Annotated in this window: 14 protein-coding genes; 11 read left to right on the top strand and 3 right to left on the bottom strand. The window is 63.1% G+C overall.

The window, feature by feature from the left end; all coding sequences use genetic code 11:
- Positions 1 to 6 precede the first annotated feature (6 nt).
- The 3 genes from xdhB to uraH are packed head-to-tail and all read right to left on the bottom strand — an operon-like array spanning position 7 to position 4,229.
- Complete coding sequence (gene xdhB / locus HB778_RS17295) at positions 7 to 2,370, bottom strand: xanthine dehydrogenase molybdopterin binding subunit (RefSeq protein ID WP_183465124.1); 2,364 nt, start codon at positions 2,368 to 2,370, stop codon at positions 7 to 9.
- Positions 2,370 to 3,851 (bottom strand): xanthine dehydrogenase small subunit, encoded by a 1,482-nt coding sequence (gene xdhA, locus HB778_RS17290; protein WP_183464903.1) that lies wholly within the window; start codon positions 3,849 to 3,851, stop codon positions 2,370 to 2,372. The genes xdhB and xdhA overlap by 1 nt, the downstream gene beginning before the upstream one ends.
- A 3-nt stretch (positions 3,852 to 3,854) precedes the next feature.
- Positions 3,855 to 4,229, bottom strand: coding sequence for a hydroxyisourate hydrolase (gene uraH, locus HB778_RS17285; protein ID WP_183464902.1), 375 nt, complete (start codon positions 4,227 to 4,229; stop codon positions 3,855 to 3,857).
- Between the two features lie 182 nt (positions 4,230 to 4,411).
- Here uraH and puuE point away from each other — a divergent pair, with 182 nt between their 5' ends.
- The 11 genes from puuE to HB778_RS17230 all read left to right on the top strand — a co-directional run bounded on the left by puuE (position 4,412) and on the right by HB778_RS17230 (position 15,855).
- Entirely contained in the window at positions 4,412 to 5,830 is a 1,419-nt protein-coding gene (puuE, locus tag HB778_RS17280; protein WP_183464901.1) for an allantoinase PuuE, read from the top strand.
- 10 nt (positions 5,831 to 5,840) lie between these two features.
- The gene (locus HB778_RS17275) at positions 5,841 to 6,704 is read left to right on the top strand and encodes a bifunctional allantoicase/(S)-ureidoglycine aminohydrolase (RefSeq protein ID WP_183464900.1); all 864 of its coding nucleotides are present in this window, start codon (positions 5,841 to 5,843) and stop codon (positions 6,702 to 6,704) included.
- A complete protein-coding gene (locus tag HB778_RS17270) occupies positions 6,701 to 7,192 on the top strand; it encodes an ureidoglycolate lyase (RefSeq protein ID WP_183464899.1) in 492 nt (163 codons plus the stop codon). Before HB778_RS17275 ends, HB778_RS17270 begins: the two co-directional genes overlap by 4 nt.
- A 16-nt stretch (positions 7,193 to 7,208) precedes the next feature.
- Positions 7,209 to 7,802: a nucleoside deaminase gene (locus HB778_RS17265; RefSeq protein ID WP_183464898.1), complete on the top strand. Its 594-nt coding sequence runs from the start codon at positions 7,209 to 7,211 to the stop codon at positions 7,800 to 7,802.
- 116 nt (positions 7,803 to 7,918) lie between these two features.
- Complete coding sequence (locus tag HB778_RS17260; protein WP_244661941.1) at positions 7,919 to 8,167, top strand: type II toxin-antitoxin system MqsR family toxin; 249 nt, start codon at positions 7,919 to 7,921, stop codon at positions 8,165 to 8,167.
- Positions 8,168 to 8,169: 2 nt separating this feature from the next.
- Complete coding sequence (locus tag HB778_RS17255) at positions 8,170 to 8,583, top strand: type II toxin-antitoxin system MqsA family antitoxin (RefSeq protein ID WP_183464897.1); 414 nt, start codon at positions 8,170 to 8,172, stop codon at positions 8,581 to 8,583.
- A gap of 80 nt (positions 8,584 to 8,663) precedes the next feature.
- Positions 8,664 to 10,649: a CocE/NonD family hydrolase gene (locus HB778_RS17250; protein ID WP_183464896.1), complete on the top strand. Its 1,986-nt coding sequence runs from the start codon at positions 8,664 to 8,666 to the stop codon at positions 10,647 to 10,649.
- Positions 10,650 to 10,803: 154 nt separating this feature from the next.
- Positions 10,804 to 12,390, top strand: coding sequence for an ABC transporter substrate-binding protein (locus HB778_RS17245; protein WP_183464895.1), 1,587 nt, complete (start codon positions 10,804 to 10,806; stop codon positions 12,388 to 12,390).
- A gap of 16 nt (positions 12,391 to 12,406) precedes the next feature.
- Positions 12,407 to 13,366 carry an ABC transporter permease gene (locus tag HB778_RS17240; RefSeq protein ID WP_183464894.1) on the top strand — a complete coding sequence of 320 codons (960 nt, stop codon included), beginning with the start codon at positions 12,407 to 12,409 and terminating at the stop codon, positions 13,364 to 13,366.
- 9 nt (positions 13,367 to 13,375) lie between these two features.
- On the top strand, positions 13,376 to 14,200 hold the full coding sequence (locus HB778_RS17235) for an ABC transporter permease (protein WP_183464893.1): 825 nt from the start codon (positions 13,376 to 13,378) through the stop codon (positions 14,198 to 14,200).
- The gene (locus HB778_RS17230; RefSeq protein ID WP_183464892.1) at positions 14,200 to 15,855 is read left to right on the top strand and encodes an ABC transporter ATP-binding protein; all 1,656 of its coding nucleotides are present in this window, start codon (positions 14,200 to 14,202) and stop codon (positions 15,853 to 15,855) included. The genes HB778_RS17235 and HB778_RS17230 overlap by 1 nt, the downstream gene beginning before the upstream one ends.
- Positions 15,856 to 15,913 lie beyond the last annotated feature (58 nt).

Raw genomic sequence — 15,913 nt, 5'->3', positions numbered from 1 at the left:
CGCGTTTCAGGCGCCTGCCTTGACCTCTTTCTTCAGCCGCTCGATCGCCATCAGCACGCGTTCCGGCGTTGCCGGCGCATCGAGGCGCGGGCAGATCTTATGATCGGCGACGCTGGCCACCGCATCAGACAGCGCATGCAGCACGGACATGCCGTGCGGTAGCGGCGGCTCGCCGACCGCCTTGGAACGATGAATGGTCGGCTCATAGGCTTGCGACCAGTCGGTCAGCGCCACGTTGAAGATTTTTGGGCGGTCTGACGCCAGCGGGATCTTGTAGGTCGAGGGCGCATGCGTGCGCAGCCGGCCCTTGTCGTCCCACCACAGTTCCTCCGTCGTCAGCCAGCCCATGCCCTGGATGAAGCCACCCTCGACCTGGCCGATGTCGATCGCCCGATTCAGCGAACGGCCGCAATCATGCAGGATGTCGGCGCGCTCGACGACATATTCGCCGGTCAATGTGTCGACGGACACTTCCGAACAGGCCGCGCCATAGGCGTAGTAGTAGAAGGCGTGGCCTTGGCCCTTGCTGCGGTCCCAATGGATTTTCGGCGTCTTGTAGAAGCCGGCGGCCGAGAGCTGGACGCGCGCGATGTAGGCCTGCTTGACCAGATCGTTGAAGCTGACCTCCTGGTTGCCGACGCGGACGCGATTGGGCAGGAACACCACCTGATCGACCGGAACCTGATACTTTTCGGCGGCGAAATCGGTCAGCCGCTTGCGGATCTGGCGCGCGGCGTTCTGCGCCGCCATGCCGTTGAGGTCAGCGCCGGAGGATGCCGCCGTCGGTGCCGTGTTCGGCACCTTGGCGGTGGTGGTGGCGGTGATCTTCACCCGCTCGAGGTCGATCTGGAATTCTTCCGCCACGACCTGCGCCACCTTGAGATGCAGGCCCTGGCCCATTTCAGTGCCGCCATGGTTCATGTGCACCGAACCGTCGGCATAGACATGCACCAGCGCGCCGGCCTGGTTGGACTCGGTCTTGGTAAAGGAGATGCCGAACTTGACCGGCGTCAGCGCCAGGCCGCGCTTGATGAAACGGCTGTTGGCGTTGAAGGCCGATATTTCCCGCCGCCGCCGCGCATAATTGGCGCTTTCCTCGAGCTCGGCGACGATGCGCTGGATGATGTTGTCCTCGACCTTCTGGTGGTAGGGCGTGACGCAGCGCGAGCCGATCGCCTCCATCGGGTCATAAAAATTCAGCTTGCGGATTGCGAGCGGATCCTTGCCGACAGCGAAGGCGACCTCGTCGATGACGCGCTCGGCGCCGATCATGCCTTGCGGGCCGCCGAAGCCGCGGAAGGCGGTGTTGGAGACGGTGTTGGTGTAGAGCGGCGCCGACTTGGCGTGGACATTCGGATAGAAATAGGCGTTGTCGCAATGGAACAGCGCGCGGTCGCCGACCGGACCTGACAGGTCGGCGGAGAAGCCGGCATTCAGTGCGAACATGAAGTCGACGCCGAGGATGTTGCCATCATCGTCGAAGCCGACCTCATAGTCGATGGCGAAGTCGTGCCGCTTGCCGGTGGCGGTCATATCCTCGTCGCGGTCGAGCCTGACCTTCACGGCCCGTTTGTGCTTCTTCGCCGCGATCGCTGCGATTGCCGCGCACTGGTTGGCCTGTGTTTCCTTGCCGCCGAAGCCGCCGCCCATGCGGCGGACTTCAACGGTCACCGCATGGCTGGGCACGCCAAGCACATGGGAGACAAGGTGCTGGGTCTCGCTCGGTCCCTGGGTCGAGCAATAGACCGTGACCTCGTCGTCTTCGCCCGGCACCGCCAACGACACCTGTCCTTCGAGGTAGAAGTGGTCCTGTCCACCAAGCTTCATGCGCCCCTTCACCCGACGGGGCGCCGCGGCGATAGCGGCAGCCGCGTCGCCACGGCGCAAGGTCAACGGGGTGGTAACCAGCCTGTCCTTGATCGGGTCCAGCGGCCAGATGCCGAGGATGGCGGGAATTTCGTCATACTCGATCTTGGCCAGGCGCGCGGCACGGCGCGCCGCGTCCCTTGTTTCGGCGACGACCGCGAAGATCGGCTGGCCGAAGAACTGCACCTTGCCTTCGGCGAACACCGGGTCGTCATGCATATTGCTGGGCGAGACATCGTTTTCGCCCGGCACGTCGGCATAGGTCAGCACATCGACCACGCCGGGTGCTGTCCGCACCGCCGAGAGATCGACGCTCTTCAGCGTACCATGTGCGACTTTGGATAGGCCTAGGCCGACATGCAGCGTGCCGGTCGGTTCCGGCATGTCGTCGATATAGATGGCGGTGCCGCTGACGTGCTTGTGGGCGGAATCATGCCGCTGATCCGTGGCGACACCGCCGGCGATCTTCTCGGCCTTGAGATTTGATGTGGCGTGCTTGTTCATCATGCCGCCTCGTTGCGGGACACCTGGAAGGGTGCCCTGGTGCCGGTGGTTTCGACAAAGAAGCGCAACAACAGGTTTTTCGCCGACAGAGCCCGGTATTCTGCCGACGCCCGCATGTCGGTGAGCGGGGTGAAATCCCTGCCGTATTCGGCCATCGCCGTCTCGACCGTCTCCTCGGTCCAGGGTTTGCCGAGCAGGGCCTTTTCGACAAGAGACGCCCGCTTCGGCGTCGCCGCCATGCCGCCATAGGCGATGCGCACATCGGCGACCGTGCCGTCCTTCGCCAGCGTCAGGAAGAAGGCACCGAGGGCGGCGGTGATGTCCTCGTCGCGGCGCTTGGTGATCTTGTATACCGCAAATTTTTCTCCCTTGGCCGGCATGGGCACATGTACGGCCTCGACGAATTCGCCCGGCTGCAGGTCCTGCTTGCCATAGGCGATGAAGAAGGTTTCCAGCGGGATCGTGCGCCGCTTCTTGCCCCTGCGCAGCGTCAGCCGCGCGCCGAGCGCGATCAGGGGCGGCGGCGTGTCGCCGATCGGCGAGCCGTTGGCGATGTTGCCGCCGATGGTGCCCATGTTGCGCACCTGTTCGCCGCCGATACGGTCGAACAACGGTCCAAGCGCCGGGATGCGTTTCGACAGCGTCGAGAAGGCTTCGGTGTAGGTGACGCCGGCGCCGATCGAGATGACGCCTTTGTCTTCGGCGACGGTGCACAGCCCGCCGAGACTACCGATGAAGATCGCCGGCGTGATGTCGCGCATATGCTTGGTCACCCACAGGCCGACATCGGTCGAGCCGGCAACGATGGTGGCGCCGGGCTCCTTGTCCAGTATGGCGGCGAAATCGTCGACATTGGCCGGCACGATGAGCCGCGCCTTGCCAGCGCCGATCTCGACCCGCGCGCCGTCCCGCATGGCCTCCAGCCTCGCCGTGATCGCCTTGCGCTCCACGGCCAGCGGGTCCTTCGCCGCCTTGCCGTAGCTGGAGATAGCGTGCGCGGCGCGCATGATCGCCTCGTAACCGGTGCAGCGGCAGAGATTGCCTTGCAAGGCCTTTTCGATCGCCGCGTTCGATGGGTCCGGCGACTTCATCCACAGGCCATAGAGCGACATGACGAAGCCCGGCGTGCAGAAGCCGCATTGCGAGCCATGGAAATCGACCATCGCCTGCTGGACGGGATGCAACTGGCCGGGCTGGCCACGCAAATGTTCTACGGTCACGACATGCGTGCCGTCGAGCGAGCCGAGGAAGCGGATGCAGGCATTGACACTGTCATAGACCAGGCCGCCGGCAGAGAGCTTGCCGACCAGCACGGTGCAGGCGCCGCAATCGCCCTCGGCGCAGCCTTCCTTGGTGCCGCGCAGCGAACGGTCGAGCCGCAGCCAGTCGAGCAGGGTCGCGTCTGGGGCCACCGAGGACAGCGCGACATCCCTGCCATTCAGGATGAAGCGGATCTCGTTGCGGATCGTGACCTTTGCCATGCCTCAGCTCCCCCTGTAGGTCGAATAGCCATAGGGCGAGATCAGCAATGGTACATGATAGTGCACCGCCTCGGCCATACCGAAACGGATCGGCACGCTGTCAAGGAAAGCCGGCTCGGGCAGTTTTGTGCCCTGGCCGCGCAGATAGTCGCCGGCCGAGAACACCAGCTCATATTCGCCGGTACGGAATTCGCTACCTGCCAGCAGTGGTGCGTCGCAGCGGCCGTCGGCATTGGTTGCGACCGTCTTCAGAAGCGTGCGTGCGGCGCCGTCGAGATGATAAAGCGCGATCGACAAACCGGCCGCCGGCTTGCCGGTCGCCGTGTCCAGCACGTGGGTCGTCAGGCGCCCGCCATCGGCTTTCGACGTTTCTGCCATTGGCCGCCTCCCATCCAGGTACATCAGAACAATAGTGATGAATTGTGCGCCAATTAAAGGCGATGCATAAGTCCCGGTCGAGCGGAGTGCGACAAAAACACTTTCAAAAATTTCGGGGGAATGCGAGAAGCACCCTTTCGATATCCTGATCATGGTTCGGGCGACGCCCGGCGGGAGAGACGATGCGTTACATCAGAGACATGCGCGGCTATGGAGCCAATCCGCCTGATCCGAAATGGCCTGGCGGTGCGCATGTCGCCGTGCAGTTCGTCGTCAATTACGAAGAGGGCGGCGAGAATTGCGTGCTCCACGGCGACAAGGCTTCTGAAGCCTTCCTGTCGGAGATCGTCGGCGCGGCACCCTGGGTGGGGCAGCGCCACTGGAACATGGAATCGATCTACGAATATGGCGCGCGGGCCGGCTTCTGGCGCTTGCTTCGCCTGTTCAGCGAGTCGCATGTGCCGGTGACCTGCTACGGCGTCGCCACAGCACTCGCCCGTTCACCCGACCAGGTCACGGCCATGCAGGACGCCGGCTGGGAGATCGCCTCGCACGGGTTGCGGTGGATCGACTATCGCGACCACAGCGCCGAGGATGAGCGCAGTGACCTCGAAGCGGCGATCAAACTGCATTACGAGGTGACCGGCCAGCGCCCGACCGGCTGGTATACGGGCCGCACCTCGGTCAACACGGTGCGGCTGGTGGCTGAAGAAGGCGGCTTCGACTACGTCTCCGACACCTATGACGACGAACTGCCCTACTGGTTCGAGCATGCCGGCGGCACGCAGCTCATCATCCCCTATACGCTCGACGCCAACGACATGCGCTTCGCCACGCCGCAGGGCTTCAATTCGGGCGACCAGTTCTTCGCCTATCTGAAAGACAGTTTCGACACGCTCTATGCCGAGGGTCAGGCCGGGCGGCCGCGCATGATGAATATCGGCCTGCATTGCCGCCTCGTCGGGCGGCCAGGCCGGGTGGCGGCGCTGAAGCGCTTCGTCGACTATGTCAAATCGCGCGACAAGGTCTGGCTGGCGCGGCGCATCGACATCGCCAAACACTGGCATGAGAACCATCCCTACAAGCCCGCGGCGCTGCGCCCCTCGAAGATGGAATTCGAAACCTTCGTCCACACGTTCGGCGGCGTGTTCGAGCATTCGCCTTGGATTGCAGAGCGCGCCTACGAACTGGAGCTCGGACCGGCGCACGACACGGCCGGCGGCCTGCACAATGCGCTCTGCCGCATCTTCCGTTCCGCCAGCGAGACCGAGCGGCTCGGCGTGCTCAACGCTCATCCCGACCTTGCCGGCAAGCTGGCCAAGGCCAAGCGGCTGACGGCGGAGTCTACGCGGGAACAAGCCTCGGCCGGCCTCGACGCGCTGACCGACAAGGAGCGCGAACTGTTCTCCAAGCTCAACGCCGCCTACGTCACCACTTTCGGCTTCCCCTTCATCATCGCGGTGAAGGGCAAGACCAAGGAGGAAATCCTGGCGGAATTCGAGGCGCGCATTGGCAACAGCCGCGGCGTCGAATTCGAAACCGCCTGCAAACAGGTCGAGCGCATCGCGCTGCTCCGCCTCAGAGATATGCTACCGCAATAGGTTTGAACCCATGGATACGATCAGGATGCCAGAGCGCACCTACTACGCACCGCATGGCGGCCATCCCGGCCAATCTGAATTGCTGACAGGCCGTGCCGTCTTCACCGAGGCCTACGCCGTCATCCCCAAAGGCGTGATGCAGGACATCGTCACCAGCGCCTTGCCGTTCTGGGACAAGACCCGCGTCTGGATCCTGTCGCGGCCGCTGTCCGGCTTCGCCGAGACGTTTTCGCAATACATTGTCGAGGTCGCGCCCGGCGGCGGCAGCGACCGGCCGGAACCCGATGCCGGCGCCGAGGGCGCCCTGTTCGTGGTCGAAGGCGAACTGACGATTCTGCTCGCCGGCAAGAAGCATGTTTTGCGGCCGGGAGGCTTTGCCTTCCTGCCGCCGGCCAGCGGCTGGACGGTTCGCAACGAAAGCAAGGCGGCAGTCCGCTTCCATTGGATTCGCAAGGCCTACGAGGTGGTCGACGGTCTCGACACGCCGGAGGCCTTTTTCACCAATGAACAGGATATCGCGCCGACGCCGATGCCCGGCACAGAGGGTCGCTGGGCGACGACACGCTTCGTCGATCCCGCCGATTTGCGCCACGACATGCACATGACCATCGTCACGCTCGAGCCCGGCGCTGTCATTCCCTTCGCCGAGACGCATGTCATGGAACACGGGCTCTACGTGCTGGAAGGCAAGGCGGTGTACCGCCTCAACCAGGACTGGGTCGAGGTCGAAGCCGGGGACTATATGTGGCTGCGCGCCTTCTGCCCGCAGGCCTGCTATGCCGGCGGCCCCGGCAAATTCCGCTACCTGCTCTACAAGGACGTCAACCGGCACGCCAAGCTCGGCGGGGCGGGCATTGGCAGTCGCGCGCGGTGACCCGCATCGTTGCGCGGCCGCTGACCCGCGAGGCCTTTGCCCCCTTCGGCGATGTCATCGACATGGGCGGCGACAACCACTACCCGATCAATGGCGGCAAGGCCGAACGCTACCACGATCTCGCCACCGCCGAGGCGGCGGGACTGAACGCCCGCGTGCTGATCTCGATGGTGCGCGGCACGCCTTATGAGATGCCGTTGAAGCTGATCATGGTCGAGCGTCACCCCCTCGGCAGCCAGGCTTTCATCCCGTTGTCGCCGTGCCCGTTCCTGGTCGTCGTGTGCCATGACGGCAAGGAGGGGCCGGGCGAGCCGCACGCCTTCATCACCGCGCCCGGACAAGGCATCAACTATTCGCGCAATCTCTGGCATGGCGTGCTGACGCCGCTCGGCGAGCCCCAGGATTTCCTGATCGTCGACCGCGGCGGCGACGGCTCGAACCTCGAAGAGTTCCATTTCTCGCACGCCTACGAGATCCACCTTCCCTGAAGGGTTCCCTTTTCCAATGACCGACATTTCGCTGATCGACCGCCTGCTCGACGTCATCGAGCACGACATCGTGCCGAAGACGGCTGACGGCGTTGCCCACGGCAACAAGCTGTTCGGCGCAGCGATCCTGCGCAAGGACGACCGCTCGCTGGTTCTGGCCGAAACCAACAACGAGATCGAAAACCCGCTCTGGCATGGCGAGGTGCATTGCCTGAAGCGGTTTTACGAGATGCCGAAAGCCGAGCGCGTCGACACCAAGGACGCGCTGTTCATAGCCACGCACGAGCCCTGCTCGCTCTGCCTTTCGGCGATCACCTGGACCGGCTTCGACAATTTCTACTACCTCTTCAGCCACGAGGATTCGCGCGACAGTTTTGCCATCCCGCACGACCTGAAAATCCTGAAAGAGGTCTTCACCCTCGACCCCGGCGGCTACAATGCCGAGAACGCCTATTGGAAGAGCTTTTCCATCCGCAGGCTGGTGCGGGCGCTGCCCGAGGCCGAGCGCGAACGGCTGGAGACGCGCATCGGCAAGATCTCGGCACGCTACGATGAACTGTCCGGCGCCTACCAGGCGAGCAAAAGCGAAAACGACATCCCGCTAGACTAGCCTTCAGCCCCTAGGATCAGCCGTCTTGAATTGCCACCTTTATGGTGGCATATTGCAGTCTGGAGAAACGCAGGCCCACCTACGATCTTGACGCGATCAAGACGGCGTTGGGGTCCGTGGACACGCTGGCAATCACAACATCCGCGCTGCGAGACGCTCTCGGTCTTGGTTTCGATCGCGCCGGCATTGTCGAGGTGATCGGCGACATGACACGCAAGATGTTCGTGAAGTCGATGACGACTTTCGCGGATCATCGGGTTTGGCAGGACGTCTACCATGTGCCGGCGCGTGACCTGCTCCTCTATGTGAAATTCCAGGCGGATGTCGTGACCGAGTTCACGGTCATGTCGTTCAAGGAGAAATGACCATGGCGACAAGGGATGAAAGTAGGACGATGATTTCCCCCGAAACCGGAGAAACCCTGACGCGTCAGGTGCGTCCATTCACTGTGACCTATAAGGGCGAGAGCATAATTGTCGACCTTCCGGGTTATTATCCGGCCACCGGGAACGAGGGGGTGCATGTTGGGGACGACATGATTGCTGTCGAAGCGGCTCTTCGCGCCCTCAAGGAAAAGATCGACGGCGTTCCCGCTCCGGCAACCATCCGCCGTATGCGCACAAAGCTCAAACTGTCACAGCGCGAGGCAGGATCCCTGTTCAAAGTCGGCGAAAATGCTTTCGACAAATATGAACGAGGCCTGATCGAGCCAAGCGGCCCGACCATCCAACTGATGACGTTGCTGGAAAAACATCCCGAACTGCTGGACGAATTGCGGTAGCGGCACAGGTCGCATAATTCGCTACGCCAGTCGCGAATGGCGATTGAAAGTTGCGGCGACGCGGGGCGTTATGCGCACCCATGAAAACCATCACTGAATTTCCCCGCAAGGTCGTCGAATTCCCCGATATGGGCATCGTCATGCCGGATGGCTGCCGGCTGTCGGCGCGGGTGTGGATGCCGGAGGATGCCGGCGACGATCCGGTGCCTGTGATCCTCGAGCACTTGCCCTACCGCAAGCGCGACGGCACCATTTTTCGCGATCAGCTGACGCATCCCTATTTTGCCGGGCACGGTTATGCCTCGATCCGCGTCGACATGCGCGGCAATGGCGATTCCGAAGGGCTGATGGACGACGAATATTCCGAGCAGGAATTGCAGGACGCCTGCGACGTCATCGCCTGGGCGGCCAGCCAACCCTGGTGCAATGGCAATGTTGGCATGATGGGCATTTCCTGGGGCGGCTTCAACTGCCTGCAGGTCGCGGCCAAGCAGCCGCCGGCGCTGAAGGCCGTGATCAGCCTGTGCTCGACCGTCGACCGCTACGCCGACGACATCCACTACAAGGGCGGCTGCCTGCTGATCGAGAATTTCGGCTGGGCATCGACGATGCTGTCCTACTCGTCGCGGCCGCCGGACCCGCTGATTGCCGGCGACAACCGCTGGCGCGATCTGTGGCTGACGCGGCTGGAGAACCAGGCTTTCCTGGCGCCGCTGTGGCTGAAGCACCAGCATCGCGACGCCTATTGGAAGCGTGGCTCGATCTGCGAGGATTTTTCCGCCGTCAAGGCGGCCGTGCTGTCGATCGGCGGCTGGCATGACGGCTACCGCAACACGATCTCGCACCTCGTCACCAACATCGAGGCGCCGGTCAAGGGCATCGTCGGCCCCTGGATCCACAAATATCCGCATTATGCCGGACCCCAGCCGGCCATTGGCTTCCTGCAGGAAGCTCTGCGCTGGTGGGACCGCTGGCTGAAGGATGCCAAGACCGGCGTCGAGAACGATCCCGCTTACCGCGCCTATGTGATGGACAGCGTGCGCCCGGCCCGCTGGCATCCGGAGCGACCCGGTCGCTGGGTGGCGGAGCAACAATGGCCGTCGCCGGCCATCAAGACGCAAACGGTCGAACTGATCTCCGCAGGCAGCAGGCCGGCCATTGTCGCCTCGCCCCAGAATTGTGGCCTCGCCGGTGGCGAATATTTCCCGTTCACCTTCGGCCCGGAACTGCCGGGCGACCAGCGTCCCGACGATGCGCTGTCGGTGTGTTTCGACCAGCCGGAACTCGCCGAGGCCATCGACATTGTCGGTGCGCCGGAAGTTCAGGTCACGCTCTCGTCCGATCGCCCGCAGGCCAACATCGCGGTGCGGCTCTGCGACGTGCATCCCGACGGCGCTTCGGAACTGATCTCCTACGGCGTGCTCAACCTGACGCACCGCGACTCGCATGAATTCCCGCAGGCGCTGGTGCCGGGCGAGACCGTGTCGGCGCGCGTCGTGCTCGATCAATGCGCCTACCGCGTGCCGGCCGGCCACCGCCTGCGCGTCGCCGTGTCGAACGCCTATTGGCCAATGATCTGGCCCTCGCCGGAGCCGGTGCGGCTGACCTTGTCGGCTGCGACACTGGCCTTGCCGCTACGGCCGCTTGCAAAAGGCAACGAAGCGACGTTCGCCGAGCCGGAAGGGGCTGCGCCCTGGGCCACCGAGACGGTTCGGCCCGCCAATTCCGAACGCCATGTCGATCGCGATGAAAAGACTGGAATCGTCACGCTTTCCATAGCGGATGATTTTGGCGCGGTGCGCGATCTCGACCACGGCCTGGTCAATGGCAGCATCGCCCGCGAGACCTGGACGATCCACCCTGACAATCCATTGTCAGCCACGGGAAAAACCCATTGGACACAGACACTGTCGCGAAATGGATGGTCGGTGCGTACCGAGACATGGGCCGAGATGCGATCGGACGAACAAAACTTCATCGTCAGCGCCAGAATCGAGGCTTATGAGGGCGAAAAAATTGTCTTCGAACGCAATTTCGAGGAAAAGATTCCGCGCGCGCTTGTTTGAGTGCTGACGCCGTTGGTCCAAATGCGACGTACGATTTACGCCACGGCATGTCGCATTCGGTCTTGCTTACCGCTTTCCCTTACGGTCATTATTCCCCTCACAAGAAGCAAGAAAATCGACCGCAGAGTCGAACCAACAGAGTGAGGAACTCAAAATGTCAAACGAACTGGAATTCCTTAGCCGGCATGTTGCAGCCGGCAAGCTGAGCCGTCGTGATTTTCTCGGTCGGGCGGCAGCGCTCGGCATCGCCGCGCCCTTCGCCAACTCGCTGCTTTCAAGCGCGGCGCGGGCGGCAGGACCGGTCAAGGGCGGCACGCTGAAGGCCGGCCTGGTCGGCGGTGAATCCACCAACAGCCTCGATCCGGCGCTGATGATGACGCAGGTGCCGTTCGCCTTCGGCAAGTGCTGGGGCGAAATGATCGTCGAGCTGTCGCCGGACGGCAAGCTCGAGAACCGTATCGCCGAGGAGATCGGCTCCTCGGACGATGCGAAGACCTGGACCCTGAAAATCCGCGACGGGGTCGAATTCCACAACGGCAAGACCGTGACTGCCGAGGACGTGGCCGCCACGCTTGAGCGTCATTCGGACGAGAAGTCGAAATCCGGCGCGCTCGGCTACATGAAGGGCATCGCGACCATCAAGGCCAGCGGCAAGGAAGTGGTGCTGACGCTGAAGGAGGCCAATGCCGACCTTCCCTACCTGCTCAGCGACTATCACCTGATCGTCCAGCCGAATGGCGGCAAGGACAAGCCCGATGCCGGCATTTCGGCCGGCCCGTACGTGGTCAAGACCAACGAGCCCGGCGTACGCCATGGCGGCGAGCGTTTCGCCAACTACTGGCAGGGCGACAAGATGGGCCATGCCGACCAGATCGAAGTCATCGTCATCAACGACGCCACGGCGCGCACGGCGGCCCTGCAGGGCGGCCAGGTCAACATGATCAACCGCGTCGAGCCAAAGATCGTCGACCTGATCAAGCGCGTGCCGGGCGTCACCATCCGCAACCATGCGGGTCCGGGCCACTATGTCTTCATCATGCATTGCAACACAGCACCCTTCGACAACAACGACCTGCGCATGGCGCTGAAGCTCGCGATCGACCGCGAGGAGATGCTGACCAAGGTGCTGCGCGGCTATGGCTCGCTCGGCAACGACTTCCCGATCAACTCGTCCTATCCGCTGTTCACCGAGATCGAGCAGCGCAAGTACGATCCCGACAAGGCCAAGTTCCACTACAAGAAGTCCGGCCATGACGGCACCGTGCTGCTCAGGACCTCCGACGTCGCCTTCCCCGGCGCGGTCGATGCCTCACAGCTCTTCCAGCAGAGCGCGGCCAAGGCCGGTATCAAGATCGAGCTCAAGCGCGAGCCCGGCGACGGCTACTGGAACGAGGTCTGGAACAAGCAGCCCTTCTGCGCTTCCTATTGGGGTGGCCGCTCGACGCAGGACCAGATGTACTCGACAGCCTATCTGTCGACCGCCGACTGGAACGACACGCGTTTCAAGCGCCCGGACTTCGATAAGATGGTGCTGGCAGCGCGCGCCGAACTCGACGAGGCCAAGCGCAAGCAGATGTACCACGACATGGCCGTCATGGTGCGCGACGAAGGCGGCCTGATCCTGCCAATGTTCAACCAGTTCATCGACGCCACCGGCGCCAAGGTCGATGGCTGGGTGGACGATCCGCACCAGGAACTGATGAACGGCTACGCCCTGGCGAAGTGCTGGCTGCAGGCCTGAGTCCGGCTTTGCAGAGATGTCTTCACCCATCTTGAAGCTAATTGCCCAGCGCATCGCGCTGGGCGTCCTCCTTTTGTTGGCCATTTCGGTCCTGATCTTCGCCGGCACGCAAATCCTGCCCGGCGACGTCGCGCAAGCCATTCTGGGACAATCGGCGACGCCGGAGTCGCTCGCCAATCTGCGCGAGCAGCTCGGGCTGAACGACCCGGCCTATGTCAGGTATTTCCACTGGCTCGGCGGCGTGCTGACCGGCAACCTTGGCACGGCCATGTCGAGCGGCCAGGATATCGCCACCTCGATCAAGGGCCGGCTGTGGAACACGCTGTTCCTCGCCTTCTGGGCGGCGATCGTGGCCGTGCCGCTGGCGATCATCCTCGGCCTGATCGCGGTGCGTTACCGCAATGGCTGGGTCGACAAGCTGATCTCCGGACTGGCGCTCGCGTCGACCTCCTTCCCGGAATTCTTCATCGGCTATGTGCTGGTCTACTTCTTCGCTGTGAAGTGGCAGATCTTTCCCGGCATCTCGACCGTCTATGACGGCATGCCGTTCGGTGAGCGGATGCAGGCGATCGCGCTGCCGGCGACGGCGCTGACGCTGGTGGTGCTCGCCCACATGATGCGCATGACGCGCGCGGCGATCCTCAACGTCATGCAGTCGGCCTATGTCGAGACGGCGGAACTGAAAGGCCTGTCGGCCTTCAACGTCATCCGCAAGCATGCCTTCCCGAACGCGATCGCGCCGATCATCAACGTCGTCATGCTCAACCTCGCCTATCTGATCGTCGGCGTCGTCGTGGTCGAGGTGATCTTCGTCTATCCCGGCATGGGACAATATCTCGTCGATCACGTCACCAAGCGTGACGTGCCGGTGGTGCAGGCCGTCGGCCTGATCTTCGCCGCCGTCTACATCAGCCTCAACATCATTGCGGACATAGCGGCGATCATCGCCAATCCGCGTCTCCGACATCCGAAATAGGGGGCGGGCATGCTCGATATCAAACGCATCCCCATCCCCGCGCTGATCGGCATAATCCTGACCGCACTGTTCGTGCTGGCGGCGGTCTTCGCGCCCTGGATCTCACCGCATGACAACGCTGAGATCGTCGGCGATGTCTGGGAGCCTATGTCGGCGGCGCATTGGCTGGGCACCGACAATCTCGGCCGCGATCTGTTGTCGCGGATGATCTACGGCGCACGCATCACCCTGTTCATCGCGGTGCTGGCCACCGCGATGTCATTCTCGCTCGGTGCCATACTGGGCTTCTCGGCGGCGGTGTTCGGCGGCTGGTTCGACACGATCCTGTCGCGCCTCGTCGACCTCCTGATGTCGATCCCGACGCTGATCATGGGCCTGGTCGTGTTGTCGGTGCTTCCGACCAACCTGGTGACGCTGATTATGGTGATGGGCATTCTCGATTCGACACGCGTCTATCGCCTGTCGCGAGCGGTGGCCGTCGACATCAATGTCATGGACTATGTCGAAGCCGCCAAGCTGCGTGGCGAAGGCAGCGCCTGGATCATCTTCCGCGAAATCCTGCCCAATGCGCTGTCGCCGCTGGTTTCGGAACTCGGCCTGCGCTTCATCTATGCGGTGCTGTTTCTGTCGACGCTGTCCTTCCTCGGTCTTGGCGTGCAGCCACCGGATGCCGACTGGGGCGGCATGGTCAAGGAAAACAAGGACGGCATCGTCTTCGGCATCGGGGCGGCACTGATCCCGGCGGCGGCGATCGCCATGCTGGCGATCTCGGTCAACCTCGTCGCCGACTGGGTGCTTAACCGTACGACCAGCCTGAAGGGAGGACGCGGGTGATGGCCGACAGCAAAGCGAAGCCTGGCCTGCTCCTCGACATCCGCAATTTGCGCATCGAGGCCACCGTCTACCCGCCCGGCGAGCCGCCGAAGAACATCGTGCTGGTGCATGACGTCTCGTTGACGCTGGAAAAGGGCAAGGTGCTGGGCCTGATCGGCGAATCCGGCGCCGGCAAGTCGACCATCGGCCTGTCGTCGATGGGCTATGGCCGCGGCGGCGTGCGCATCACCGGTGGTGAGGTGATCCTAAACGGCCGCGATATCCTCAAGGGTGGGAAGGAAGGTTTCCGCAAGCTGCGCGGCCGCGAGGTCTGCTATGTCGCGCAATCGGCGGCGGCGGCCTTCAACCCGGCGCACAGGCTGATGGATCAGGTGGTGGAAGCCACTCTGCTGCACGGCACGGCGACACGCGCCGAGGCCGAGAAGCGCGCCGTTGCGCTGTTCAAGAAGCTCAGCCTGCCAAACCCCGAAACCATCGGCGAGCGCTTTCCGCACCAGGTCTCGGGCGGCCAGCTGCAGCGCGTGATGACGGCAATGGCGCTGTGCTCGGAGCCGGACCTGATCGTCTTCGACGAGCCGACCACGGCGCTCGACGTGACGACGCAGATCGACGTACTGGCGGCGATCAAGGATGCCATCCGCGATACGCATGTGGCGGCGCTGTACATCACCCACGACCTTGCCGTTGTCGCCCAGGTCTCTGACGAGATCATGGTGCTGCGCCATGGCCGGCTGGTCGAATGGGGCGGCACCCGCCAGATCATCAAGGAACCGCGCCAGGAATACACCAATGCGCTGGTCTCGGTGCACGAGATCGAGCACGCCGAACAGAAACCCGGCACGACGCCGTTCCTGTCGGTCAAGAATGTCACCGCTGCCTATGGCCGCAGCCACATCAAGGTGCTGAAGAACGTTTCGGTCGACATCTATCCCGGCCAGACGCTGGCCGTGGTGGGTGAGTCCGGCTCCGGAAAGTCGACGCTGGCGCGCGCCATCACCGGTTTGCTGCCGCCAGAGGAAGGCACCGTCACCTTTGACGGACGTCCGCTGGCCAACCGGCTGGCCGACCGGCCGAAAGAAGATCTGCGCCAGTTGCAGATGATCTATCAGATGGCGGACGTGGCGATGAACCCGCGCCAGACGGTCGGCACCATCATCGGCCGGCCGCTCGAATTCTATTTCGGCATACGCGGCAAGGAACGCGACCGGCGCGTCGCCGAGCTGCTCGACAAGATCGAGATGGGCAAGGGCTTTTTCGACCGCTACCCGGCCGAGCTTTCCGGCGGCCAGAAGCAGCGTGTCTGCATTGCCCGTTCGCTCGCCGCCAAGCCCAAGCTGATCATCTGCGACGAGGTAACGTCGGCGCTCGACCCGCTGGTCGCTCACGGCATCCTAGAGCTCCTGCTCGAGTTGCAGAAAGAGGAGAACGTCGCCTATCTGTTCATCACCCACGATCTGGCGACGGTGAAGTCGATCGCCGATTCGATCGCGGTGATGTATCGCGGAGAGGTGGTGCGCTATGGGCCGAAGAGCACGGTACTGACCCCGCCCTTCGATGCCTATACCGATCTTCTGCTTTCCTCGGTTCCCGAGATGGAGATCGGCTGGCTGGAAAAGGCGATCAAGGGGCGGCGCATGGCCAGCGCGGGGAACTGAGCAATTCCAGGGAAAGTGCGAACCTTCCGGAATTGCGTCAGGCAACGGAATAGCTCGA

Source organism: Mesorhizobium huakuii (assembly GCF_014189455.1).
GTDB lineage: Bacteria > Pseudomonadota > Alphaproteobacteria > Rhizobiales > Rhizobiaceae > Mesorhizobium > Mesorhizobium huakuii_A.
This window is presented reverse-complemented; position numbering and strand designations above follow the sequence as displayed.